Below are 24,748 nucleotides of genomic sequence, written 5' to 3'. Positions count from 1 at the left end.
CGCAAAGGGGATGCCAGTTTGCGGGCGGGCGCACACTTCCTGTGAAAAATGAAGGCATATACTGAGAAAAATGAGCTGATGTTTAGATAATTCTGAATAACTGTAATCAAAAGGTAAATATACTTATGCACACTGGAAACGACGTAGATATGGTCTATAGTCATATGGCATTAAAATTTGCGCCTTAAAACTGTTGGGCCGATTGTGGCACCGCAAGGGCGTAATACTCTGCAGGAGACAACAATGAAAATTTTCCAACGCTACAACCCGCTACAGGTGGCGAAGTACGTGAAGATCCTGTTCCGTGGACGGTTATATATCAAGGATGTTGGCGCTTTTGAGTTCGATAAGGGTAAGATTCTTATCCCAAAAGTGAGAGACAAGCAGCACTTGTCTGTGATGTCTGAAGTTAACCGTCAGGTTATGCGTCTGCAAACTGAGATGGCGTAACCAAAAGTGCTATGCAGTAGGTTAAAAAAGTAAAAAAAACGGCTCCTGAATCAGGAGCCGTTGATGTTTCTGGCAAACGGATTTCAGGCCGCGCTGTCTTCTTTACCTTGCGCATCGGGCAGTTTCGGTGCCGGTACGTTGCTTTTATTGTCGAGACGCGTCACCAGCAACTGATCGATACGGTAGTTGTCGATATCCACCACTTCAAATTTGTAGCCGGAAAACTTCACCGAATCAGTACGTTTTGGGATCTTGCGCAGCATAAACATCATAAAGCCGCCAATGGTTTCATAGTTGCCGGATTGCGGAAACTCATCGATATCCAGCACGCGCATGACGTCGTCAATCGGCGTGCCGCCGTCAACCAGCCAGGAATTTTCATCGCGTGCCACAATTTGCTCTTCCAGTCCCTGGCCGACCAGGTCACCCATTAGCGTGGTCATCACATCGTTCAGCGTAATGATACCGACGACCAGTGCGTATTCATTCATAATGACCGCGAAATCCTCGCCCGCCGTTTTGAAACTTTCCAGCGCCTCAGAAAGGGTCAGCGTATCCGGCACAATCAAGGTATTGCGAATTTGCACGCCGCCATTCAGCGCCATACTTTGGTTCGCCAGCACGCGGTTCAGCAGATCTTTGGAGTCTACATAGCCGATGATGTGGTCGATATCTTCATTACACACCAAAAATTTTGAGTGCGGATGTTCGGCGACCTTTTTCTTCAGGCTTTGCTCGTCTTCGTGCAGATCAAACCAGATGATACTTTCGCGCGGCGTCATGGAAGACGGTACGGTGCGGGATTCAAGTTCAAACACATTTTCAATCAGTTCGTGCTCTTGCTTGCGCAAGACGCCCGCCAGCGCGCCGGCTTCCACCACTGCGTAAATATCATCAGAAGTAATGTCGTCTTTCCGCACCATTGGAATTTTGAACAGGCGGAAGATGTTGTTTGCCATGCCGTTAAACAGCCACACCAGCGGGCGAAAAACGAACAGGCAGAAGCGCATCGGGTTGATGATACGCAAAGCCACAGCTTCTGGCGCAATCATACCGATGCGTTTCGGGGTTAAATCCGCGAACAGGATAAACAGCCCCGTCACCAGCGAGAAAGAGAGAATAAAGCTCAGCTGCTCGGAGAGTTCTGGCGACATATAGTGCGAGAAAAGGGCGGAAAAGGCGGGCGAAAATGCCGCATCGCCGACGATACCGCCAAGAATAGCGACGGCGTTCAGGCCAATTTGCACAACGGTGAAAAACATGCCGGGATTTTCCTGCATTTTCAATACGCGTTGTGCGTTGATACTGCCTTCATCAGCTAATAACTTAAGTTTAATCTTACGTGATGCGGCAAGCGAGATCTCGGAGATGGAGAAGAACGCACTTACAGCGATCAGGCAGAATATAATGAATATACTGTTTAACATATCTTATCCGGCGAAACGCCAGATCCTCGGAAGGGAAGTTTATAAATCCGTGTGGTAACGTTTAATGAAAACCGGCTCGTAGCAGTGAGCCGATAAGTTCAGGGCTAGTATAGCGTAAGCTACTGTAAAGTCGCCAGAGGGTTCATTTTCAACTCCGACAAGTTCTCCCTACGCCAGCGTCGTCACGCGTCAGGCGGCAGGCAAACGCCGATCCCGCCAATCCCACAGTAACCGTATGGATTTTTGTGCAGATACTGTTGGTGTTCATCTTCGGCGTAGTAAAACGGCGTCGCATGGGCGATTTCCGTGGTAATAGGGCGATGGTTTCCGGCGGCGGCCATTGCCGACTGAAAGCGCTCGCGACTGGCGTGAGCAGCGGCACTCTGTTCCGGCGTTAAGGGATAAATCGCAGAACGGTATTGCGTACCGTGATCGTTACCCTGTTGCATCCCCTGCGTTGGATCGTGATTTTCCCAGAAAATCTGTAAAAGCTGCTCATAACGGATAACGGCAGGATCGTACACTATCCGTACCGCTTCGGCATGACCGGTCTGCCCGGAGCAGACTTCCCGGTAGGTTGGATTAGGCGTGTAACCGCCCGCATACCCTGCCGCGGTGCTATATACGCCGGGTAATTGCCAGAATAAACGTTCTACGCCCCAGAAACAGCCCATAGCGAAGTAGGCGATCTCCATCCCGGCAGGGACATTGGTCATAGAGTGTTCATTTACCGCATGCAGAGTGGCGATCGGCATCGGGGTGTTGCGTCCTGGTAACGCATCTGCTTGAGTAACCAGATGTTTTTTATCAAATAAACTCATGAGCTATTCTCCCGAAAGCGTTAATTGGCGTTAAGGTTGTAACGAGACGCATCTTTGCACACAATAACAACATTAATGTATCTGGATTTAACCATAAGAAATATTTGGGCAGTCGTCTGCTTTTCAATCGCAATTGTTGATTTTATGTTAAGCCGCGGAGCGGTAGTGTGATTTTTTCCAGGGGTGGGAATAGGGGATATTCAGGAGAAAATGTGCCACATATCCGTCAGTTATGTTGGGTTAGCTTACTGTGCCTGAGCAGTTCTGCGGTAGCCGCAAATGTTCGTCTGAAAGTCGAAGGGCTATCCGGAGAGCTGGAAAAAAACGTTCGCGCACAGCTCTCTACGATTCAGAGCGATGAGGTGACGCCGGATCGGCGCTTTCGCGCCCGAGTTGATGATGCGATTCGCGAAGGGCTTAAAGCGTTAGGCTATTACGAACCCACTATCAAATTCGACCTGCTTCCACCGCCTGCGAAAGGACGGCAGGTATTAATCGCCAGGGTTACGCCCGGCCAGCCGGTGTTGATTGGCGGTACAGAAGTCATTTTACGCGGCGGCGCGCGCACGGACAAAGATTATCTGGCCTTACTGAAAACGCGTCCGGCAATCGGCACGGTGCTGAACCAGGGAGACTATGACAATTTTAAGAAGTCGTTAACCAGCGTGTCGCTACGTAAAGGCTATTTCGACAGCGAATTCGTTAAAAGTCAGTTGGGAATTGCTCTGGGCCGTCATCAGGCGTTTTGGGATATTGATTATGATAGCGGTGAGCGCTATCGCTTCGGACCTGTCACCTTCGAAGGTTCGCAGATTCGTGATGAATATTTACAAAATCTGTTGCCGTTTAAAGAGGGCGATGAGTACGAGTCGAAAGATTTGGCGGAACTAAACCGCCGACTTTCCGCTACCGGATGGTTTAATTCTGTCGTGGTGGCGCCGGAATTTGAGAAATCGCGTAAAACAAAAATTCTGCCGTTAAAAGGCGTGGTATCGCCGCGAACCGAAAACACGATTGAAACTGGGGTGGGGTACTCCACCGACGTCGGGCCGCGCGTGAAAGCGTCGTGGAAAAAACCGTGGATGAACTCCTACGGTCATAGCTTGACCACCAGCACCAGTATTTCTGCGCCGGAACAGGTGCTGGATTTTAGTTATAAAATGCCGCTGCTGAAAAACCCGCTGGAGCAATACTATCTGGTACAGGGCGGTTTTAAACGTACCGATTTGAATGATACGGAGCAGGACTCGACCACGCTTGCTGTTTCGCGTTACTGGGACCTTTCCAGCGGTTGGCAGCGGGCGATTAACCTGCGCTGGAGTTTCGACCACTTTACCCAGGGGAACGTCACCAATACCACCATGCTGTTCTACCCGGGCGTGATGATCAGCCGAACCCGCTCGCGAGGGGGACTGATGCCAACCTGGGGCGATTCGCAGCGCTATTCAGTAGACTATTCGAATACGGCCTGGGGCTCCGACGTGGATTTCTCCGTGCTGCAGGCGCAAAACGTCTGGATTCGGACTTTGTACGATCGCCACCGTTTTGTGATGCGCGCCAATTTGGGCTGGATAGAAACCGGTGATTTCGACAAAGTTCCGCCGGATTTACGTTTCTTCGCCGGGGGCGACCGCAGTATTCGCGGCTATAAATACAAATCTATTTCGCCTAAAGATAGCGACGGCAATCTTAAAGGCGCCTCAAAACTGGCAACCGGATCGCTGGAGTACCAGTATAACGTCACCGGTAAATGGTGGGGGGCAGTGTTTGTCGATAGCGGCGAGGCGGTGAGTGATATTCGCCGTAGCGATTTCAAAACCGGGACCGGGGTCGGCGTGCGCTGGGCGTCGCCGGTTGGGCCTATCAAACTCGATTTTGCCGTACCGGTCGGCGACAAAGACGAACACGGTTTACAGTTTTATATCGGTCTGGGGCCTGAATTATGAGTTTACGGAAGAAAATAAGCCTCGGCGTGTTGATTTTCATTGTGGTGTTACTGGCGAGCGTTGCGTTTCTGGTCGGGACGACGACGGGGCTGCATCTGGTATTCAGTGCGGCGAACCGCTGGGTGCCGGGGCTGGAGATTGGGCAGGTCACCGGCGGCTGGCGGGACTTATCATTAAAAAATATCCGCTATGAGCAGCCGGGCGTTGCGGTGAATGCGGGCGAAATTCATCTGGCCGTCGGGCTTGATTGCCTGTGGCGCAGTAGCCTGTGCGTCAATGATCTGGCGTTAAAAAACATTAATGTCGCTATCGACAGCAAAAAAATGCCGCCTTCCGAACCGGCGCAAGAAGAGGAAGAAAGCGGACCGCTGAACCTCTCCACCCCCTGGCCCATCACGCTGTCGCGCGTGGCGTTGAATAACATCAATATCAAGATTGATGACACTACCGTTTCGGTGTTGGATTTTACCTCCGGGCTGGCATGGCAGGAGAAGAACCTGACCCTGAAACCGACGCGGCTTCAGGGACTGCTGATTGCGCTGCCGAAGGTCGCTGACGTGGCGCAGGAAGAGGTGGTTGAACCCAAAATCGAGAAACCTCAACCGGATGAAAAGCCGCTTGGCGAAACGCTAAAAGATCTGTTTGCAAAACCGGTAATGCCGGAGATGACTGATGTTCACCTGCCGCTCAATCTGAATATCGAGTCATTTCGCGGCGAGCAGCTACGTATCACCGGCGATACCGATCTGACGGTGCGCACGATGCTGCTTAAAGTCAGCAGTATCGACGGTAATATGAAGCTGGATACTCTGGATATCGACGCCAACCAGGGCACGGTGAAAGCCTCCGGTACGGCGCAGCTCGCCAATAACTGGCCGGTCGATATTACGCTCAACAGTACGCTGAATATCGATCCGCTAAAGGGTGAAAAGATAAAACTCAAGGTCGGCGGCGCGTTACGCGAACAACTGGAGGTCGGGGTGAACCTTTCCGGGCCGATGGATGTCGCGCTTCGCGCCCAGACGCGGCTGGCGGAGGCCGGTTTACCGCTCAATCTTGAAGTCGTCAGCCAACGCATTGCCTGGCCATTGACGGGTGATACCCAGTTTCAGGCTGACGATCTGAAGCTCAAACTGAGCGGTAAGATGACCGACTATACGTTGTCGATGCGAACCGCCGTGAAAGGACAAGATATTCCGCCGGCGACCATCACGCTGGATGCCAAAGGGAATGAGCGGCAGATTAATCTCGATAAACTCACCGTCGCCGCTCTGGAGGGAAAAACCGAACTGAAAGCGCTGGTGGACTGGCAGCAGGCGATTAGCTGGCGCGGCGAACTGACGCTGAATGGCATCAATACCGCTAAAGAGATCCCGGACTGGCCCGCGAAGCTTAACGGCGTCATGAAAACCAAAGGCAGCCTCTACGGCGGCACCTGGCAGATGGATGTCCCGGAGCTCAAGCTGACCGGCAATGTGAAGCAGAACAGCGTTAACGTCAACGGGACGCTAAAGGGCAACAGCTACATGCAGTGGACGATCCCGGGGCTGCACCTTGCGCTGGGCCCAAACAGCGCCGATATAAAAGGCGAGCTTGGCGTTAAGGAGCTGAATCTTGACGCCGCCATCGATGCGCCAGGGCTGGATAATGCGCTGCCAGGGCTGGGCGGCATGGCAAAAGGAATCGTTAAAGTCCGCGGTACGGTAGAAGCGCCGCAGCTGTTGGCGGATATCACCGCCCGCGGCTTGCGCTGGCAGGAGCTGTCTGTCGCCCAGGCGCGCATTGAGGGCGATATTAAATCCACCGATCAGATAGCGGGCCATCTCAACGTTCGCGTAGAGCGGATTTCGCAGCCCGACGTTAACATCAATCTGGTGACGCTTGACGCCAAAGGCAGCGAGAAGCAGCATCAGCTACAGCTCCGTGTTCAGGGAGAGCCGGTATCCGGTCAACTCTCCCTGACAGGCAGTTTTGATCGCGAGGCGGCGCGCTGGAAAGGGACGTTAAGCGACACCCGTTTCCAGACGCCAGTGGGGCCATGGTCGTTGACCCGCGCGATTGCGCTGGACTACCGTAATAAAGAACAGAAAATCAGTATTGGGCCGCATTGTTGGCTGAACCCGAACGCCGAGCTGTGCGTACCGCAAACCATTGATGCGGGCGCCGCAGGACGGGCGGTGGTCAATCTCAACCGCTTTGATCTGGCGATGCTGAAGCCATTTATGCCTGATACCACGCAGGCCAGCGGGGTCTTTAGCGGGAAAGCGGACGTGTCGTGGGATACCACCCAGGAGGGATTGCCGCAGGGGAAGGTCACGCTTTCCGGTCGTAACGTGAAGGTCACGCAGACCGTCAATGACGCGCCGTTACCGGTCGCGTTTGAGACGCTGAACCTCAGCGCCGATCTGCACAATAATCGCGCCGAGCTGGGATGGCTGATTCGCCTGACGAACAATGGTCAATTCGATGGCCAGGTGCAGGTAACCGATCCTCAGGGGCGGCGCAATCTCGGCGGTAACGTCAACATGCGCAATCTCAATCTGGCGATGATCAACCCTGTCTTTTCGCGCGGAGAAAAAGCGGCGGGAATGTTAAACGCCAGGCTACGTCTGGGCGGCGATGTACAAAGCCCGCAGTTGTTTGGTCAGTTGCAGCTTAGCGCGCTGGATATTGACGGTAATTTTATGCCGTTTGAGATGCAGCCGAGCCAGCTCACCATGAACTTTAGCGGGACGCGTTCGACGCTCGCCGGTATCGTGCGAACACAACAAGGGCAAATTAACCTGAACGGCAACGCCGACTGGAGTCAGATTGACAACTGGCGCGCGCGGGTGACGGCGAAAGGCAGCCGGGTGCGGATTACCGTTCCGCCGATGGTGCGCCTGGATGTCTCGCCGGATGTGGTCTTTGACGCGACGCCTTCGCTGTTCACGTTGGATGGGCGTGTGGACGTTCCGTGGGCGCGAATTGTGGTGCACGACCTGCCGGAGAGCGCGGTCGGCGTCTCCAGCGATGTGGTTATGCTCAACAATGACCTGCAACCAGAAACGCCGCAGACAGCGTCTATTCCCATCAACAGTAATCTGACGGTCCACGTCGGCAACAACGTGCGCATCGACGCCTTCGGGCTTAAAGCGCGTTTGACCGGCGATTTGAAAGTCGCGCAGGATAAGCAGGGGCTGGGGCTGAATGGTCAAATCAATATTCCTGACGGCCGATTCCGCGCCTACGGCCAGGACCTGCTTGTCCGTAAAGGCGAGCTGCTGTTCTCCGGCCCGCCGGATCAGCCGCTGCTCAATATCGAAGCGATCCGTAACCCTGACGCCACCGAAGACGATGTCATTGCGGGCGTGCGTGTCACAGGCACTGCTGATGAACCCAAAGCGGAAATCTTCTCCGATCCGGCGATGCCGCAGGCTGAAGCGCTTTCTTATCTGCTGCGTGGGCAGGGGTTGGACAGCAATCAGAGTGATAGCGCAGCAATGACCTCCATGCTTATTGGCTTGGGGGTTGCGCAAAGTGGTCAGGTTGTGGGTAAAATCGGAGAGACATTCGGCGTAAGTAATCTGGCGCTGGACACGCAAGGGGTGGGCGATTCGTCTCAGGTTGTGGTCAGCGGCTATGTACTGCCGGGTCTACAGGTGAAGTATGGTGTAGGGATATTTGACTCTCTGGCGACGCTCACGTTACGTTATCGCCTGATGCCTAAGCTATATCTGGAAGCAGTGTCTGGCGTAGATCAGGCACTTGATTTGCTCTATCAGTTTGAGTTTTAGCAATGCGAATATTTGTCTATGGCAGTTTACGACAGAAACAAGGCAACAGTCACTGGATGACCAATGCCCAATTGCTTGGCGATTACCGTATCGATAACTACCAGTTGTATAGTCTGGGCCACTATCCAGGCGCAGTTCCGGGAAACGGAGCGGTATACGGTGAAGTTTATCGAATTGATAACGCCACGCTGGCCGAACTTGATGCTTTGCGCACCAGGGGCGGTGAATACGCACGCCAGTTAATCCAGACGCCTTACGGCAGCGCATGGATGTATGTATATCAACGTCCTGTTGATGGGTTAACTCTGATTGAAAGCGGTGACTGGTTAGACAGAAACCAGCCCTGAACTGAACACGCCACCCTCGGGTGGCGTTGTTTTTTTACATTCTGGCTGATGGCGCTAGCGCCGGGCATGGTGAGCTCTTATTCTGCCGTAGATCAATAATGACGCGCCGCCCAGGATAACAATGCATCCGAGAACCATAAATCCCTGCATATAGCTGCCGGTTGTCCGGTAAAAATAGCCGACCATTAGGCCTGCCAGCGTACCGCCGCCGCCGGCGCCGATGCCATTAATAATACCGGAGGCTGGGCCAATCGCATGGGGTTTAACGTTCGACTGGATAATCGACCAGATATTGGGGGTAAAGCTGGCGGCATAATAACCCATCGCCAGGGTAATGAGCGTGATTTTAAAGCCTGGCGCATCGACAAATGGCAAGAGAAATAACATCACGCCGGGGATTAGTAGGCCCAGTGAAGCAATAAGTACACGTTTTTGTGTCTTATCACTGATCCATGAGATAGGGATTGCCAGTATAACCGCAGTCAGATAAGGCAGAGAACTGACCAATGCTTTACTGAATCCGGTATAGCCGAGAGAATTGACAACCATGGGGATCCATAACGTAATTCCCCAGAACAACATCCCTTGAGTGATGTAGGTAAAAATAAGGAGTAGGAAAGGGGTTCCGCCCAGCGATTCCAGGGTAAGTTTAGTTTTCTCTGTTGGCGCCGGCGCACGATAATAAGGCGCTTCTTCCTGTTTTTTCAGCATTGTTATATAAAGTGGAACCACAACAACAATGCCGATCACACCAGTGATAATAAAAACATTTCGCCAACCGAAGGCAGCATCCAGCGGGGACAAAATCATAAATCCCAGGCCTAATGCCAGGAACTGTCCATAATACTGGATAATGCTGTTCGCCTGCGTCCGTTCTTTGTCTGAAAACCAGTCGCTGGCGAAGCGGGACTGCTGCGGCCAATAAATGCCTTCGGTAATGCCAAGCACCAGCCGACAAATCAAAATAACGTACACTGACGAGGTAAATCCGACAAAAACGGTCGCAATCGACCAGATTAGCACCATCAGAATGACTATTTTTTTCGGATCGTATCGCTGGGTAAATACGTCGCCAAAAATATTTGAAAAGGCATAGCCAATAAGAAATATGGTTAATACAATGCTGGCCGTTGCGCCATCAATATTCAGGTCGTGTGTAATCGTAGGTAACGTAACGGAAAGATTAGAACGGTCAAGATAAGCAACAAAAAGGCCGAACATTAATGTCGCGCCGATCCGTAGCCATTTTTGCATTGAGGTCATTTTTCAACTCCGTTTGGCCGCGCGCCAAAATCAATTTGACGAAATAATATCTCACCGGATTTTATGGTCATTTGTGGTACCAGCACATGCGTCCCCGTGAGCGTTTCACCATGAATATCGGCAAATTCAACATGCCTGTTTTTTAATTTAAAGATGGCGATATCGGCAAATGCCCCAGGGGCCAGCGTACCAATTTCTGCTGCCATGCCCAATAAAACTGCTGGGGTATGGGTACAGGCGTTAATGACATCGGTAAGCGCGACGCCGAGTGCTAAATATTTCGATAAAATCCATGGTAAGGCGTAAACAGGCCAGGCGAGTTTAGTGATGGTTGAGAGATCGCTACTGATGATATCCGGAAGAAAGCCATTGGCGATGGCTCGGCGTGCCGTGTTCATTGAAAAATGGCTGCGACCATTGGCGGCATCAAATATAACGCCTCTTTCCCTTGCCTGACGGACTTCGGCTAAGACAGCGCCTTCATCAGTAAGAATGGTGCTACCTTTGCCGTGAAACGCATGAGCGATAATATCGCCGCGGCGTAGCAAGGAGACAAGTTCTTTCATGGGAACGACGGGATGAGTCGAGTGTATTGCCACGGGGCACCTTAAATCGTTGGCAATACGAAGGGATTCAGTCAGCGGTTTTAATCCATATTCAGCAATGTCCTCAGTCTGAACCTTGAGTTTTAATCCCTGAAGAACGTTGCGATACTGACGAAACAGCGCGTGGATCTTATTTTCATCAATGTTGTCAGGATCATAATTTTCTTGTGACCAGGTTTGGCCCGGCGGCGACACGGTCAGAAACGCTTTGATTCGAACTTTGCTGGCGCAAATCACCGTTCGGTAGAAGGCATCAAAGTTTGCCGTACCGGCAGAACCTGCATCCACGACGGTGGTGACGCCATTCGGCGGCATGTACATATCAGGCCTGACGCCGCCTTCCGTCGCGTCATAAAAAACATGCGCGTGATAATCGATAAGACCGGGAGTGACGATCATACCGTCGGCATGGATAATCCGGGTCTCCGAAGTTACAGGATATTTATCGGCATCAACGATAATATCGTTAATGATGCGTAAATTGTTAATCTCATTAATATTACGAGCGGGATCGATGATATGTCCACCGGTAATTAATATATCATTTTTCATCATAATCTCTTAAAATAGTAAATAATTATGGCAGCCCTTAAAAATATATTAAAAAGTGTGTTTTGAGCGGATATTATGTTGGATTAAAAATACGGTTATTGGTAGGGAGAGCTTAGGATACCTTATTAAAAAGGTAATCGGGCCTATGCACTAAATAAGAATTTGGCGCTTGCTAATATTTAGGGCGTAAGTCCAGTGGAGTCTGCGGGCATTCACAAAACAATTATTATCTTAAGCTTTTTAGAGAAAATGTGAGCGTATTCAACCCTTTTTAATAAAAAATAAGGTAAAGTCTTATTCATTCCGTGAATGTTAAACTAATAATGATAAAAATTGTGTTCTATTCATTAGCCAATAAAAAGGCCCTCATTACTATGAGAGCCTTTATCTTGACGCTTATGTAAAAGCGAACTTATTTCTTCGCTGCGCGCTCGAAGGAGGCAACGATTTCCGCTTTAGCCGCTTCGGCGTTGTCCCAACCGTCAACTTTCACCCATTTGCCTTTTTCGAGATCTTTATAATGCTCGAAGAAATGAGTGATCTGCGCTTTCAGCAGTTCCGGCAGATCGTTCACATCTTTAATGTGATCGTACTCTTTGCTCAGTTTGGTGTGCGGTACGGCAACCAGTTTCGCATCTTCACCGGATTCGTCGGTCATTTTCAGTACGCCAACCGGACGGCAACGGATGACGGCGCCTGGCTGCAGCGGGTACGGCGTCGGGACCAGAACGTCTACCGGGTCGCCGTCCAGAGACAGGGTATGGTTGATGTAACCGTAGTTGCACGGATAGAACATCGCGGTGGACATGAAGCGGTCAACGAACAGCGCGCCGCTCTCTTTGTCAACTTCGTATTTGATCGGATCTGCGTTAGCCGGGATCTCGATAACGACGTAGATATCTTCCGGCAGTTCTTTACCCGCCGGGACGTTGAGTAAGCTCATGTCTGTTTCCTTTGAATTTATGACAAACAAGTGGCGAGTATTATAGCCAACTCACGCCGAAAGTCTTCGCTTGTTTTCGTTTCCGCCTCATCTGGCGCGTCGTTGCGGAGCATAAACGACAAAGGTTAAGAACCGGAAAAATCACGGGCCTGATAAGGCAACGCCGCCATCGGACATGTTATTGCCCAATGGCGGCTTCATGCGTTATTCCGCATGGTGGTAAAGATTACGCGTCCGGGTATTCGCGGATAAAGCGTTCCACATCGTCAACCATATGGCGGTTGCCAACGAAGAACGAGCGGCGCTGGTGCAGGCTTTCCGGAATGATATCCAGAATACGTTCTTTACCATCGCTTGCTTTGCCGCCGGCCTGTTCTGCGAGGAACGCCATCGGGTTGCACTCATACAGCAGACGCAGTTTTCCCTGCGGATGGCTGGCGGTGCTGGGGTAGAGATAGATGCCGCCTTTCAGCAGGTTGCGATGGAAATCGGCCACCAGAGAGCCAATGTAACGTGAGGTATAAGGGCGACTTGTTGAACTATCCTCTTCCTGGCAGAATTTGATGTACTTCTTCACGCCATTCGGGAATTTAATGTAGTTGCCTTCGTTAATGGAGTAGGTTTTACCCTTTTCCGGGAAACGCATACGTTCCTGGCACAGACAGAACACGCCCAACGACGGATCGTAGGTGAAAGCGTGTACGCCGCAGCCGGTGGTGTAAACCAGCATGGTGGACGAGCCATACACGACATATCCCGCAGCGACCTGTTTGTTGCCGGGTTGCAGGAAATCTTCTTCGGTGACCGGCGTGCCGACGGGCGTCACGCGGCGATAAATCGAGAAAATCGTACCGACAGAGACGTTAACGTCGATGTTAGAAGAGCCATCCAGAGGGTCCATCAGCACCACATATTTCGCGTGTTCGCAGCCTTCAAAGACGACAATTTCGTCCTCTTCTTCCGATGCGATGCCCGCTACAATATCGCGCGCTTTTAGTGCAGCTTTCAGTTTCTCGTTCGCGAACAGATCGAGTTTCTGCTGAACCTCGCCCTGTACGTTCTCAGCACCGCTGGCACCCAGGATATCGACCAGACCGGCCTTGTTGATATCGCGGTGGATGATCTTGGCGCCCAATTTTATTGCCGACAGCAAAGCAGTGAGCTCACCGGTAGCCTGAGAGAACTCGTGCTGCTTTTCGACAATAAATTCACCTAACGTTTTCATAACACTTTCCCTGCAATTGATTGGAGTAAAGCGACCGTAACAATCTTAACAAACATTTCAGATGATGCGCTCAGGTGAATCGCGCCAGCAAAGTACAGATTTACCTGAAATGCGTTTCTCACTTGCCAGACATGTGCGTAAAATGGCTCGCAGATAAAAAAAGGATAGTGACGTATGCGCATTCATATTTTGGGAATTTGTGGCACTTTCATGGGGGGGCTGGCGATGCTGGCTCGCTCGCTTGGTCATGAAGTAACGGGTTCGGACGCCAATGTGTATCCGCCGATGAGTACCTTACTTGAGAAGCAAGGCATTGATCTGATCCAGGGTTATGACGCCAGCCAGCTCGATCCGCAGCCGGATCTGGTGATTATCGGCAATGCGATGACGCGCGGGAATCCGTGCGTGGAAGCGGTGCTGGAAAAAAACATTCCCTTTATGTCTGGTCCACAGTGGCTGCACGACTTTGTGTTGCGCGATCGCTGGGTACTGGCGGTCGCCGGTACCCACGGCAAAACCACGACCGCAGGCATGGCGACCTGGATACTGGAAGCGTGCGGGTACAAACCGGGCTTTGTGATTGGCGGCGTACCGGGCAACTTTGAGGTTTCCGCGCGCCTGGGCGAGAGCCCGTTCTTTGTTATCGAAGCGGATGAGTACGACTGCGCGTTCTTTGATAAACGTTCTAAATTTGTGCATTACTGCCCGCGGACGCTGATCCTCAACAACCTTGAGTTTGATCATGCCGACATCTTCGACGATCTGAAAGCGATCCAGAAGCAGTTCCACCATCTGGTGCGCATCGTGCCGGGGCAGGGGCGCATCATCTGGCCGGAAAACGACATCAACCTGAAACAGACCATGGCGCTGGGCTGCTGGAGCGAGCAAGAGCTGGTGGGCGAGCAGGGACACTGGCAGGCGAAGAAGCTGACTACGGATGCTTCCGAGTGGGAAGTGTGGCTGGACGGCGAAAAAGTCGGCGATGTGAAATGGGGCCTGGTCGGCGAACATAACATGCACAACGGTCTGATGGCGATTGCCGCCGCGCGCCACGTGGGCGTCGCGCCCGCAGAAGCGGCCAGCGCGCTGGGGTCATTTATTAACGCCCGCCGCCGTCTGGAGCTACGCGGCGAAGCGAACGGCGTGACGGTGTATGACGATTTTGCTCACCACCCGACGGCAATTCTGGCCACGCTGGCGGCGCTGCGCGGTAAAGTGGGCGGCACCGCGCGCATTATCGCAGTGCTGGAGCCGCGTTCTAACACGATGAAGATGGGGTTATGCAAGGATGACCTGGCACCGTCGTTAGGGCGTGCGGATGAAGTGTTCCTGCTGCAGCCGCCGCATATTCCGTGGCAAGTGGCGGAAGTCGCTGAAGCCTGCGTACAGCCTGCTCACTGGAGTGGCGATGTCGATACGCTGGCGGAAATGGTGGTGAAAACCGCACAGCCTGGCGATCACATCCTGGTGATGAGCAACGGCGGTTTCGGCGGCATCCATCAGAAATTGCTGGATGGGCTGGCGAAAAAAGCTCAGAACGTAACAGCGTATTAAATGACTATGCGGTCAGCCAGCCTTGTGGCTGGCTGTTTTATATGGGGCATCTTGCCATCGAAAGCGCATTCCGCTCGCCGGGAGACGTTAAAGCAATACTGAAAAATCATTTGCCGCTCAGTATTGAAAAAGAGTAGACGCATATCCTTAAAGTAATCAGTGTAATACACTAAGAGTGTTCCGCCGGTTGCCGTATGCGGGACGAAAAGAGCCAGTTCGCAATAACAGATGAAGGTTTCGTGATTTATAAACGTCATCTTCTGCCTTTCAACGTTTGCGATGCCGCCTGGCTGCGGGCATCGTCCAGTCATAACAATGCTGATCCTGTCGCATTTATGCGGTCAGATTCAGATTGCTCAGAACCCAGCCCGCCAGCAAATTCTGTACTGAAGGTAACCACAGCGCAATTTGAATGTTGTTAACTGTATGTTCAGTTCATTTGTGCTAATATGGTTATTTACGAAATTTTCGTTCTATTAGAGTATCATGCATGTCTAAACATCAAACTCAACTTTCCTTACTGCAGGATGATATCCGCAGTCGCTATGACAGCCTTAGCAAACGTCTTAAACAAGTTGCTCAGTATATTCTGGATAACAGTAATAGCGTTGCTTTTGACACGGTAGCTTCCATCGCGCAACATGCCGATGTTCCCCCTTCGACACTGATTCGTTTTGCTAATGCGTTTGGTTTTAGCGGATTTAATGAAATGAAACAGGTATTTCGCCAGCACCTGATGGAGGAAACTGTAAGCTATACCGAGCGGGCGCGTCTGTTCAGACAGAAAAATGCGGATGAAGGGGAACCTACCCCGGAAAAGCCGGGTGAAATTCTGAAGCTATTTTCAATGGTGAATGCACAGGTATTACAACAATTACCGGTGCAGATTAAAAATGAGCAGTTGGATGCGGCGGTAAATCTGTTAGCGAAAGCCGACAATATTTATGTGATTGGATTACGTCGTTCGTTTAGCGTGGCCAGTTATTTAACCTACGCATTGCGTCATCTGGAGAGACGGGCATTTTTAATTGACGGTATTGGCGGAATGTTCTCTGAACAGCTAAGTATGGTCAGCCCCGACGATGTCGTTATTGCCATCAGCTACTCGCCTTACGCGCAGGAAGTGGTGGAATTAGTCGAGCTTGGCGCGAAACGCGGTGCGCACCATATTGCGATAACCGATAGCCAGGTCAGCCCGCTGGCAGCGTTCAGTGAAGTCTGTTTTGTGGTACGTGAAGCGCAGGTCGATGGTTTCCGTTCTCAGGTCGCGTCCATGTGTCTGGCGCAAACGTTAGCGGTTTCACTGGCGCTGGCGACGGAGTAAAAAAACAAGCCGATGATCGTATTTAGCGATCATCGGCATTGTGGTGAAACTTAATCAGAATAACGTTCGGTTTGAATTGGCTGCAGTTTTTTTCTGCGTTTTGCTAACACTACGCTCTCCATTTTCTCCAGCGAAATGCCTTTTGTTTCCGGCAGGTAACGGCAGATAAAGAAGTAACTGAAGATGCAGCAGATGGCAAATATCCACATTGGAAATGCGCCGTGGAAATGCGAAAGTAAATACGGGTTTTCATTAATCATCGGGAAGAATTGCGAAACTAAAAAGTTTGCCATCCACATAAATCCGACCGAAATACTCATTCCCTGCGACCTCATCCGGTTAGGGAATATTTCAGAAATAAGCACCCATGCGCCCACGCCCCAGGAAAGCGCGTAGAAAATCATAAAGAACAGCATACCGAATAGCGCGAAATAACCGGTTGCCTGGCTGTACAGCGCCCATGAAGTGAGCAACAAGCCGATGATGCTGCCAATAGTGCCTTTACGCATCAGCGACAAACGCCCCATCTTATCCATAATCATTGCGCCAATAATGGAACCGATAAGCTGAATCACGCCGATCCAGATTGTCTGGAACAGGGCCTCCTGGGCGCTACCGGTCACATCCTTAAGGACGATTGGCGCGTAATACATCATGACGTTAACCCCTGTTACCTGTTGCAGCATAGCGATCATGCAGCCCAGGATCAGGATGAAACGCACGTTCCCGTCGCGGTAATTGAGTTTTTGATGGGCGTTTAGTTGGTCATTTTGCAGTGAGGTTTTTATATCGGCAAGAAGATGTCTGGCATGTTCTTCGTTGGATATTTTGGTCAGTATTTTTAGCGTCTCCTCCTCGCGACCAATCATCATCATCCAGCGGGGAGATTCCGGGATTAAAAAGACTAAAATACAGAACAAAATGCAGGGAATAATACCCGCAGCAAACATATAGCGCCAGCCAAGTTCAATGAGCCAGGTATCTGCTGCAATCGATGCTATTTTGTAGTTAACGTAGAAGATCAGAATCTGACCGAAAACGATAGCGAACTGCTGCATACTTAATGCTCTGCCGCGCATGTTTTTCGGTGAGACTTCAGACATATACATCGGTGATACTGTTGCCGCCAGGCCGACTGCCAGTCCACCGATAATGCGATAAATCACAAAATGGGTGAACGTGTAGGAGAGGGAGGTGCCCACTGCGGAAATAGTGAATAACAGCGCTGAAACCATCAATGATTTCTTGCGTCCAAAACGTTTGGATAAATATCCGGCGCTAAACGAACCAATAACGCACCCCACCACAACGCAGGAAACCGCCCAGCCGGTCTCAGCAGGAGATAGATGAAAGTAGCTGGTCAGTGAACCAATCGCACCTGAAATAACAGCAGTATCGTAGCCAAATAATATTCCGCCCAGTGCGGCAATCGCGCAGATGCGTAATATGTAACCCGTATTATAACAACTATCTGATGTGGACATAGGTAGATTATCTCCAGAATAAACTTCATCTATCTGTTTGAATTTAGTGAACAAATAGACAAATTCATCTTATGTCGGTCATTGCCGTAGCTCTGCCGACGATCTTATAGCTATTGAGAACTCTCGTTTCACAACCTATGTTTTAATTTCAAAACGATCAATAATGAAACTTATGTTTTGTTATGGGTATCACATTTCGAATTTCATAATCCTGGCGTTTTTTATCGTTAAGATGCTGCGTTTTGCGCAGTGCTTTCATATATATTGATGAATTTACTTGATTTTATTGCTTTCGTGACAATGCCTGAACTCAATTTGTCAGGGGCCGTACTTTTTGTTCTTTCCTGGAACATCTCCATTTCGTGATCTTTTGCATGGAATTTTTCTTCTAATGAATGCAAAAATAAAATGAAAAATTTCATTGGTGTGTTGTTTCCTCAACAGGCAAGGGAGGGATTATGTCTCAGAGAAGTAAGTACAATTCGGCCTATGTGTACGTCCTGTGTTGTATTGCGGCGCTGGCTGGATTGATGTTTGGTTATTCAACGGCGGTGATTACCGGGGTGGTATTGCCTTTACAGCAGTATTACCAACTGACGCCAACCGAGACCGGATGGGCCGTTTCCAGTATCGTGATTGGTTGTATCATCGGCGCGCTGGTCGGTGGAAAAATTGCCGATAAACTGGGGCGTAAACCTGCGCTTCTGATCATTGCGATCATTTTTATCGCTTCTTCCTTAGGGGCGGCGATGAGTGAATCGTTCATGATCTTCTCCCTTTCCCGCATTGTGTGTGGTTTTGCGGTTGGGATGGCCGGAACGGCATCCACCATGTATATGTCTGAACTGGCGCCTGCTGAAATTCGCGGCAAAGCGCTGGGCATTTACAATATTTCCGTGGTATCTGGCCAGGTTATCGTGTTTATAGTCAACTATCTGATAGCAAAAGGAATGCCTGCTGATGTGCTGGTTTCCCAGGGCTGGAAGACTATGCTTTTTGCCCAAGTGGTACCCTCCATTGCGATGTTAGCGATTACGCTTTTCCTACCCGAATCACCGGCATGGTGCGCCCGTAACAACCGCAGCGAAACCCGTTCGATAAAGGTGCTTACCCGGATCTACAGTGGATTAACGGCCACAGATGTGGCCGCTATTTTTGACAGCATGAAAGAAACCGTACGTCCACAGGACAACGTCGCCGGGGGAGAACGCACCAACCTGAAAAGCTCGCCGGTGCTCCGCTATATTCTGTTGGTTGGATGCTGTATCGCCGTTTTGCAACAGTTCACAGGCGTTAACGTAATGAACTATTATGCGCCGCTGGTGTTGCAGAACAGCAGTACCGAAGTGGTTATGTTCCAGACCATTTTTATCGCGGTATGTAATGTGGTGGGCAGTTTTATCGGCATGATCCTGTTCGACCGCTATGGCCGTATACCGATTATGAAAATTGGTACCATCGGCTCAATTGTCGGCCTGTTGATCGCGTCATACGGTTTGTACACCCACGATACAGGCTACATTACCATCTTTGGCATCCTGTTTTTTATGCTGCTGTTTGCCGTCAGCTGGAGCGTTGGCGCATGGGTACTGATTTCTGAGGTTTTCCCTGAAAAGATAAAAGGTTTTGGGATGGGGCTGGCGGTGAGCCTGATGTGGATAGCCAACTTCCTCATCTCACTGTTGTTCCCGGTCATAAATGATAACGCCTGGCTGCAGGAGACCTTCGGCGGCGCTTTCTCGATGTGGATTTTTGTCGTCTTTAATTTGGTCTGCTATGTCTTTATTTCTCGTTATGTGCCGGAAACAAAAGGGGTGCCGCTAACAGAAATTGAACGGCTGGCCGAGAACAAGCTGCGTGAAATTCAGGGGAAACGTCGCGATGTAATAGCCTGATACCTCTCCAATATTAGCGGAGAATATCCAGAGATATTCTCCGCTGGTTACACAACCTTTACTCCCTCCAGCGAGTGCGCACAGGATATACCCTGTTGAAACCTCCCCAGTGTTTACCACCTCTACGTAACTACTTGATCCATAATAATATCGGCAAATAGGGTAAGTCTTCTTCTGCATCATTATTTTATTGCGTATTCCTGGTGGGGGCCGTGCCGTAAATACGCTATATACAAAACAGGGAAATAATTTAAGAGAAGGCGGATAGCGATCTTATGAGCGTGTGTGGCGCTGAGTTGAATAAAAAAGCCAGCCGCAGAGGACGGCTGGCAAAGTACCACTCAACGAAGTGTTATCGCGGGTAGTCTGGTGAGTTAATCCACGCGTGGTTCTCTTCCCAGGTGAAACGCCATTTTCGTAGCGGGCCGGCCATCACGTTCAGATAGTAGTTATCGTAACCCGCGATGGTGGCAACCGGGTGGTAGCCTTTAGGTACTTTCACTACATCCCGGTTATAGACCGCCATACATTCATCCAGGCTGCGATCGTCGGTGTAGACGCGCTGTAAGCAGAATCCCTGAGGTGGATTGAAACGGTGATAGTACGTCTCTTCCAGATAGGTCTCCTGGCCTTCAACTGCCGTATCGTGCTTGTGCGCGGGCCAGGAGCTGGTATCGCCTTCATTAGTGTACACTTCAACGACTAGCAGGCTGTCGGCGAGCTGGCTATCAGGAAGGATGTTATGCACCAGGCGCTGATTGCGCCCTTTTCCCCGATGCTCTACCCCGACCTCTTGTGGCGAGATCAGACGTACCGGAAGCTCTCCGAATCCCGGCGCGCTGCATACGGCCAGCTCAAGGTCGGTTTCGGCTGTCACTTTCGCCTCCGTATGATGGGGGAGGTAAACCGAATAAGCCGGAATGCGTTCAAACGGACTCATGCGCTGACCAATCCGATAGAAAAAACTGTCGGCGGCCTTAACGCTGGCCAGCCCGGCAACCAGCACCAGACAGCGTTCACGCTCATCGGACGGCAGGGTTATCGACTCTCCAGCCTTTAACTGCCAGACATCAAAACCGACATACTCCCAGCCTGCATTTTGAGGGGAAATGTGTTGGATATTTCCCGACTCAGAGGTACAGGTACTCAGCAAGTTGGCCATAATCTTCTCCTTCCTGAAAGCGTATTAACCGAGAGTCGGCATACTGAACTCCGATACGATCTGCTGTCCGTTCGGCCAACGCGAGGTAACGGTTTTCATCCGGGTATAGAAGCGCACGCCATCCGGCCCATGGACGTTCAGGGCGCCAAACACCGAGCGCTTCCAGCCGCCAAAAGAGTGAAATGCCATCGGAACCGGAACTGGAATATTAATACCGACCATCCCAGCTTCAACCGACTGGGCGAATTCGCGCGCATAGTGACCGTTGGTGGTGAAAATCACGCTGCCGTTGCCGAATTCATGGGAGTTTACCGTGCTAATGGCGGTGGCATAATCCGGGACGCGCACAATTCCGAGAACCGGGCCAAAAATTTCTTCACGCCAGATGGTCATCTCAGGCGTGACGTTATCAAACAGAGTGCCGCCGACATAAAAGCCTTCAGGATATCCCGCTACGCTATAGTTGCGGCCATCCATGACCAGAGTTGCTCCCTCGCTAACTCCTTTGTCGATGTAACCCAACACTTTCTGTTGATGAGCACGTGAAACAACCGGGCCCATTTCATTTTCATCTTTGCCGCGCAGCTCTCCCGGGCCGATACGTAGCGCCGCAATCAGCGGTTTCAGGCGTTCGATCAGACGGTCCGCCGTTTCATCGCCCACCGCGACCACTACCGGCAGCGCCATACAGCGTTCGCCCGCGGAACCAAATGCTCCGCCCATAATGGCGTTGACGGTGGCGTCCAGGTCTGCATCCGGCATGACGATTGCGTGATTTTTGGCGGCCCCGAAGGCCTGTACGCGTTTGCCATGGGCGCTGGCGGTGGTATAGATATGTTCCGCGACGGCGGAGGAACCGACAAAGCTGACGGCCTGTACGCGAGGGTCGCTGGTCAACAGGCTAGCCGCCTCATTGCCACAGTGAACAACGTTAAACACGCCGTCCGGCAGGCCAGCCTCCTGCAGAAGCTGCGCCATACGTAACGATGCGGACGGCACCAGTGCGGGCGGCTTCAGGACGAAGGTATTGCCGCAAGCCAGAGCAACCGGGAACATCCACATAGGCACCATTGCCGGGAAGTTAAACGGTGTGATGCCTGCCACAACCCCAAGCGGCTGCATTAATGAAAAGCTGTCAACGCCTGAGCCGACGTTAAAGGAGTACTCTCCTTTGCTGAGGTGCGGGATCCCGCAGGCAAATTCGACAACCTCTATGCCGCGCGTCAGTTCGCCAAGCGCATCTGACCAGACCTTGCCATGCTCGCTGACGATCAGCGCCGCCAGTTCGTCCCGATGCTTTTCCAGTAATACTTTGAATTCAAAAAGGATACGTGCCCGGCGTAGCGGAGTCATTTTACTCCATGCCGGAAAAGCCTCATGTGCGCTTTGAATTGCCGCCAGCATCTCCTCTCGGGTGCTCTGGGTGACCTGACGAATTACTTTACCGGTGGCCGGATTAGTCACCGGTAGCGTCTCGCCGCTGCTGCTCAGTGTCGTTTTACCATGAATAAAATTGCCGACTGTTTCCATCTCTTTTTTATCCTCTTAAACCGATGTTGACGACGTTCTGACTGAGCGGTCACAGGAAAGCCTGGTTATCTTCAGCCTAAAACGCATACCGTATTCAATGTAAATTTTAGGATTAAAAATTTCAAATTTATTTTTATGAAATTTTATTTTGAAAATTTGACGACTGATTTTTATACGATGGTATGTGCAGTAAGAAATCAAAAATCTAATTAAATTATTGATTTTTATTGTTTTTATTTGGTGTGGTATCAATGGTTGTCTGTTGTGACGAGGAAAGATTTGGAAAAAATTATGATCTATATAGCATTTTTGTTTCATTTATTGTGGTATAAAAATTCAAATTTCAGGGGTGTTTCGGCACCACAGTTTCGGATATTGGAGGGTAAATCATGCGCTTGTGCTTCTGTCCTTCAGAACGAGAGAATAAGGCTCAGCCCCAGTTGGCGTATGTGAGTCAGGTCAGTGAGAGCAATGGTCCGTTTGTCCGGTTCATGCATATGCACCCACAGACCGTTGAACTGATTCTTATCACCGAAGGAGACGGAGAGTATTTCATTGGCGATCGCATCTACCCGGTTCGTAAAGGCGACCTGGTCATTTATAACAGCCAGGTAGTGCATGATGAGTATCTGGAAAGCGGGCGGCCAATTGGCACTATTTGTTGTGGGATTAACAATATTTCGTGTCCGGGTCTACGTGAGAATGCGCTAATACCGGATGATATTGTGCCGGTTATTCCACTGTATCACCATTATGCGACGGTGGAAAAACTGATGAGCTCCGTGTTTACCGTTATTAATCAGCATGCGGTAGAAGGGCCAGCAATGGCGCAGCTATTGACCCAGGTAGTACTCAAATACATTGAGGGAAATGTCTTATTACGCACAGGTAACGATGCCATACAGCGCCATGAAAATTTACTTGATTCAATAAAATCCTATATTGATCGCAATTTCTATGAGCCAATTCGGCTGGATACACTGGCGACGAAATTTAATGTCAGTCCTTATTATGTTTCCCATGAATTTAAACGCCGCTATGGTTATTCACCGATGGATTACCTGATAAAACGTAGGCTGGGGGAGGCTCAATCGTTACTAACCACGGATGAAGGCGGGCGCGAAAAGATCACCTCTATTGCCTATCGTGTTGGCTTTAGCAACCTTAGTCATTTTCAGAATTACTTCAAAAATAAAGTGGGGAAAACGCCCGGTCAATATCGCAAGGACTATCGTAAAGCTAATTATTTATTATTTGAATATTAATTCTTGCTAAAATTTAATCGTCATGAGAATGGTCGCAATACTGCGGCCATTTTTATTTGTCGGTATATTTTATGCGTTTATCTATAGCGCGAAAAGTCTGGCAATATCATTAAAGAGTGATGATTTTTTTGTGATACCTGACGCATTTATCCCACTTCTTCAACCAGGATAGATAAAGTTTTTCAGGCTACAAAAAGTAATATGTTGTCCATCAAAGGTTAATTTGCATCGCGGTATGCAGTAAAAGCGTTTCATTAAGTGGGAGCCAGCAACATGTACAATGTAAAAAAGAGCATTAAGTTGGGGATTGCGCCTATCGGTTGGCGCAATGATGACATTCCTGAGATTGGTAAAGAAAATACATATAAACAAATACTTAGTGATGCCGCGCTCACCGGTTTTTCCGGGACGGAAGTTGGCGGTTGTTATCCGCAGGATCCTGCTGAGTTAAATAAAGAGTTAATGCTTCGCGGACTGGAAATACCAGGCCAGTGGTTTTCTTCCTTTATTATTCGCGATGGTATTGCATCTGCGATGAATGCTTTTGAACAGCATTGTGCTTATTTGCAGGCAATACATGCATATGTCGCCGTTGTTTCTGAACAAACTTATAGTATTCAAGGTATTATCGATAAGTGCGTTTATACAGAGAAGCCTAACTTCAGCGACAGCGAATGGCAGCTTTTATGCGAAGGACTTAATGCGCTTGGGAAGATTGCCAATGCGCACGGGCTGAAGCTCGCTTTCCATCATCATATGGGCACCGGTGTGCAGACTCTGCCAGAAGTGGATCGACTCATGGAGAATACCGATCCGCAATTTGTACATCTGCTGTTTGATACCGGGCATATATATGTTTCTGACGGCGATGTCATGCCGCTACTGAGTAAACATTTTGATCGTATTAAACACGTTCATTTTAAAGATGTGCGTAATGAAAAACTCAAAGCATGTCGCCTCGCGAAGAAATCATTCCTCAATTCTTTCCTTGATGGTGTGTTTACCGTCCCCGGCGATGGAAATATTGATTTTAAATCCGTATTAGCTTATCTGGTCGGGCATCAATATTCTGGCTGGATTGTTGTTGAGGCCGAGCAGGATCCTAAGAAATATAACCCATTGGAATATGCGCAAAAAGGTAAAAAGCATATTGATGAGTTACTGAAAAATTATCTTTAA

Annotated in this window: 20 protein-coding genes; 9 read left to right on the top strand and 11 right to left on the bottom strand. The window is 50.1% G+C overall.

Going from position 1 to position 24,748, the window contains the following annotated elements; translation table 11 throughout:
• The first annotated feature begins 243 nt into the window (after nt 1–243).
• Nucleotides 244–450, top strand: a complete 207-nt coding sequence (locus ACLJZ5_RS15070; protein WP_000689229.1) for a DUF1107 domain-containing protein — start codon at nt 244–246, stop codon at nt 448–450.
• 83 nt (nt 451–533) lie between these two features.
• On the opposite strand, the gene ACLJZ5_RS15065 is transcribed toward ACLJZ5_RS15070, so the two are convergent.
• Entirely contained in the window at nt 534–1,877 is a 1,344-nt protein-coding gene (locus ACLJZ5_RS15065; RefSeq protein WP_000934970.1) for a hemolysin family protein, read from the bottom strand.
• 182 nt (nt 1,878–2,059) lie between these two features.
• The gene (gene msrA / locus ACLJZ5_RS15060) at nt 2,060–2,698 is read right to left on the bottom strand and encodes a peptide-methionine (S)-S-oxide reductase MsrA (RefSeq protein ID WP_000051464.1); all 639 of its coding nucleotides are present in this window, start codon (nt 2,696–2,698) and stop codon (nt 2,060–2,062) included.
• Nucleotides 2,699–2,910: 212 nt separating this feature from the next.
• Between msrA and tamA the strand changes: the two genes are divergently transcribed.
• Genes tamA through ACLJZ5_RS15045 form a run of 3 tightly spaced genes read left to right on the top strand, consistent with a single transcriptional unit; the run spans nt 2,911 to nt 8,767 of the window.
• Nucleotides 2,911–4,644 carry an autotransporter assembly complex protein TamA gene (gene tamA, locus ACLJZ5_RS15055; RefSeq protein WP_001120235.1) on the top strand — a complete coding sequence of 578 codons (1,734 nt, stop codon included), beginning with the start codon at nt 2,911–2,913 and terminating at the stop codon, nt 4,642–4,644.
• Nucleotides 4,641–8,420: an autotransporter assembly complex protein TamB gene (gene tamB / locus ACLJZ5_RS15050; RefSeq protein WP_024797773.1), complete on the top strand. Its 3,780-nt coding sequence runs from the start codon at nt 4,641–4,643 to the stop codon at nt 8,418–8,420. Before tamA ends, tamB begins: the two co-directional genes overlap by 4 nt.
• A gap of 2 nt (nt 8,421–8,422) precedes the next feature.
• On the top strand, nt 8,423–8,767 hold the full coding sequence (locus ACLJZ5_RS15045) for a gamma-glutamylcyclotransferase (protein ID WP_001219167.1): 345 nt from the start codon (nt 8,423–8,425) through the stop codon (nt 8,765–8,767).
• A 54-nt stretch (nt 8,768–8,821) separates the two neighbouring features.
• Here the strand turns inward: ACLJZ5_RS15045 and ACLJZ5_RS15040 are convergent, their stop codons facing one another.
• The 4 genes from ACLJZ5_RS15040 to fbp form a co-directional block, all read right to left on the bottom strand.
• Entirely contained in the window at nt 8,822–10,030 is a 1,209-nt protein-coding gene (locus ACLJZ5_RS15040; RefSeq protein WP_024797772.1) for an MFS transporter, read from the bottom strand.
• Nucleotides 10,027–11,190, bottom strand: coding sequence for a metallo-dependent hydrolase (locus tag ACLJZ5_RS15035; protein WP_000977207.1), 1,164 nt, complete (start codon nt 11,188–11,190; stop codon nt 10,027–10,029). The genes ACLJZ5_RS15040 and ACLJZ5_RS15035 overlap by 4 nt, the downstream gene beginning before the upstream one ends.
• Before the next feature lie 409 nt (nt 11,191–11,599).
• Nucleotides 11,600–12,130, bottom strand: coding sequence for an inorganic diphosphatase (gene ppa / locus ACLJZ5_RS15030; protein WP_000055079.1), 531 nt, complete (start codon nt 12,128–12,130; stop codon nt 11,600–11,602).
• Between the two features lie 226 nt (nt 12,131–12,356).
• On the bottom strand, nt 12,357–13,355 hold the full coding sequence (gene fbp, locus ACLJZ5_RS15025) for a class 1 fructose-bisphosphatase (RefSeq protein WP_000853764.1): 999 nt from the start codon (nt 13,353–13,355) through the stop codon (nt 12,357–12,359).
• A 174-nt stretch (nt 13,356–13,529) separates the two neighbouring features.
• On the opposite strand from fbp, the gene mpl reads away from it, so the two are divergent.
• The gene (mpl, locus tag ACLJZ5_RS15020) at nt 13,530–14,909 is read left to right on the top strand and encodes a UDP-N-acetylmuramate:L-alanyl-gamma-D-glutamyl-meso-diaminopimelate ligase (protein ID WP_001219833.1); all 1,380 of its coding nucleotides are present in this window, start codon (nt 13,530–13,532) and stop codon (nt 14,907–14,909) included.
• Between the two features lie 490 nt (nt 14,910–15,399).
• Nucleotides 15,400–16,233 (top strand): myo-inositol utilization transcriptional regulator IolR, encoded by an 834-nt coding sequence (gene iolR / locus ACLJZ5_RS15015; protein ID WP_000033840.1) that lies wholly within the window; start codon nt 15,400–15,402, stop codon nt 16,231–16,233.
• Between the two features lie 50 nt (nt 16,234–16,283).
• Here the strand turns inward: iolR and iolT1 are convergent, their stop codons facing one another.
• Nucleotides 16,284–17,717 carry a myo-inositol import MFS transporter IolT1 gene (iolT1, locus tag ACLJZ5_RS15010; protein ID WP_000107709.1) on the bottom strand — a complete coding sequence of 478 codons (1,434 nt, stop codon included), beginning with the start codon at nt 17,715–17,717 and terminating at the stop codon, nt 16,284–16,286.
• Nucleotides 17,718–17,944: 227 nt separating this feature from the next.
• Complete coding sequence (locus ACLJZ5_RS15005; RefSeq protein ID WP_024797771.1) at nt 17,945–18,139, bottom strand: hypothetical protein; 195 nt, start codon at nt 18,137–18,139, stop codon at nt 17,945–17,947.
• 36 nt (nt 18,140–18,175) lie between these two features.
• On the opposite strand from ACLJZ5_RS15005, the gene iolT2 reads away from it, so the two are divergent.
• A complete protein-coding gene (iolT2, locus tag ACLJZ5_RS15000) occupies nt 18,176–19,612 on the top strand; it encodes a myo-inositol import MFS transporter IolT2 (protein WP_023138834.1) in 1,437 nt (478 codons plus the stop codon).
• 352 nt (nt 19,613–19,964) lie between these two features.
• Here iolT2 and iolB read toward each other — a convergent pair whose 3' ends face one another.
• The 3 genes from iolB to ACLJZ5_RS14985 are packed head-to-tail and all read right to left on the bottom strand — an operon-like array spanning nt 19,965 to nt 22,622.
• Nucleotides 19,965–20,774, bottom strand: a complete 810-nt coding sequence (gene iolB / locus ACLJZ5_RS14995; RefSeq protein ID WP_000002010.1) for a 5-deoxy-glucuronate isomerase — start codon at nt 20,772–20,774, stop codon at nt 19,965–19,967.
• A 24-nt stretch (nt 20,775–20,798) separates the two neighbouring features.
• Nucleotides 20,799–22,304, bottom strand: coding sequence for a malonate-semialdehyde dehydrogenase IolA (iolA, locus tag ACLJZ5_RS14990; RefSeq protein WP_000450729.1), 1,506 nt, complete (start codon nt 22,302–22,304; stop codon nt 20,799–20,801).
• Between the two features lie 15 nt (nt 22,305–22,319).
• Nucleotides 22,320–22,622: a hypothetical protein gene (locus tag ACLJZ5_RS14985; RefSeq protein ID WP_410958964.1), complete on the bottom strand. Its 303-nt coding sequence runs from the start codon at nt 22,620–22,622 to the stop codon at nt 22,320–22,322.
• Between the two features lie 122 nt (nt 22,623–22,744).
• Between ACLJZ5_RS14985 and reiD the strand changes: the two genes are divergently transcribed.
• Together reiD and iolE are read left to right on the top strand one after the other, a co-directional pair.
• Nucleotides 22,745–23,569 carry a myo-inositol utilization transcriptional regulator ReiD gene (gene reiD / locus ACLJZ5_RS14980; protein ID WP_000332219.1) on the top strand — a complete coding sequence of 275 codons (825 nt, stop codon included), beginning with the start codon at nt 22,745–22,747 and terminating at the stop codon, nt 23,567–23,569.
• Between the two features lie 258 nt (nt 23,570–23,827).
• A complete protein-coding gene (iolE, locus tag ACLJZ5_RS14975; protein WP_012601329.1) occupies nt 23,828–24,748 on the top strand; it encodes a myo-inosose-2 dehydratase in 921 nt (306 codons plus the stop codon).

This window comes from Salmonella sp. 5800, assembly GCF_046558195.1.
Classification (GTDB): Bacteria; Pseudomonadota; Gammaproteobacteria; order Enterobacterales; family Enterobacteriaceae; genus Salmonella; species Salmonella enterica.
This window is presented reverse-complemented; position numbering and strand designations above follow the sequence as displayed.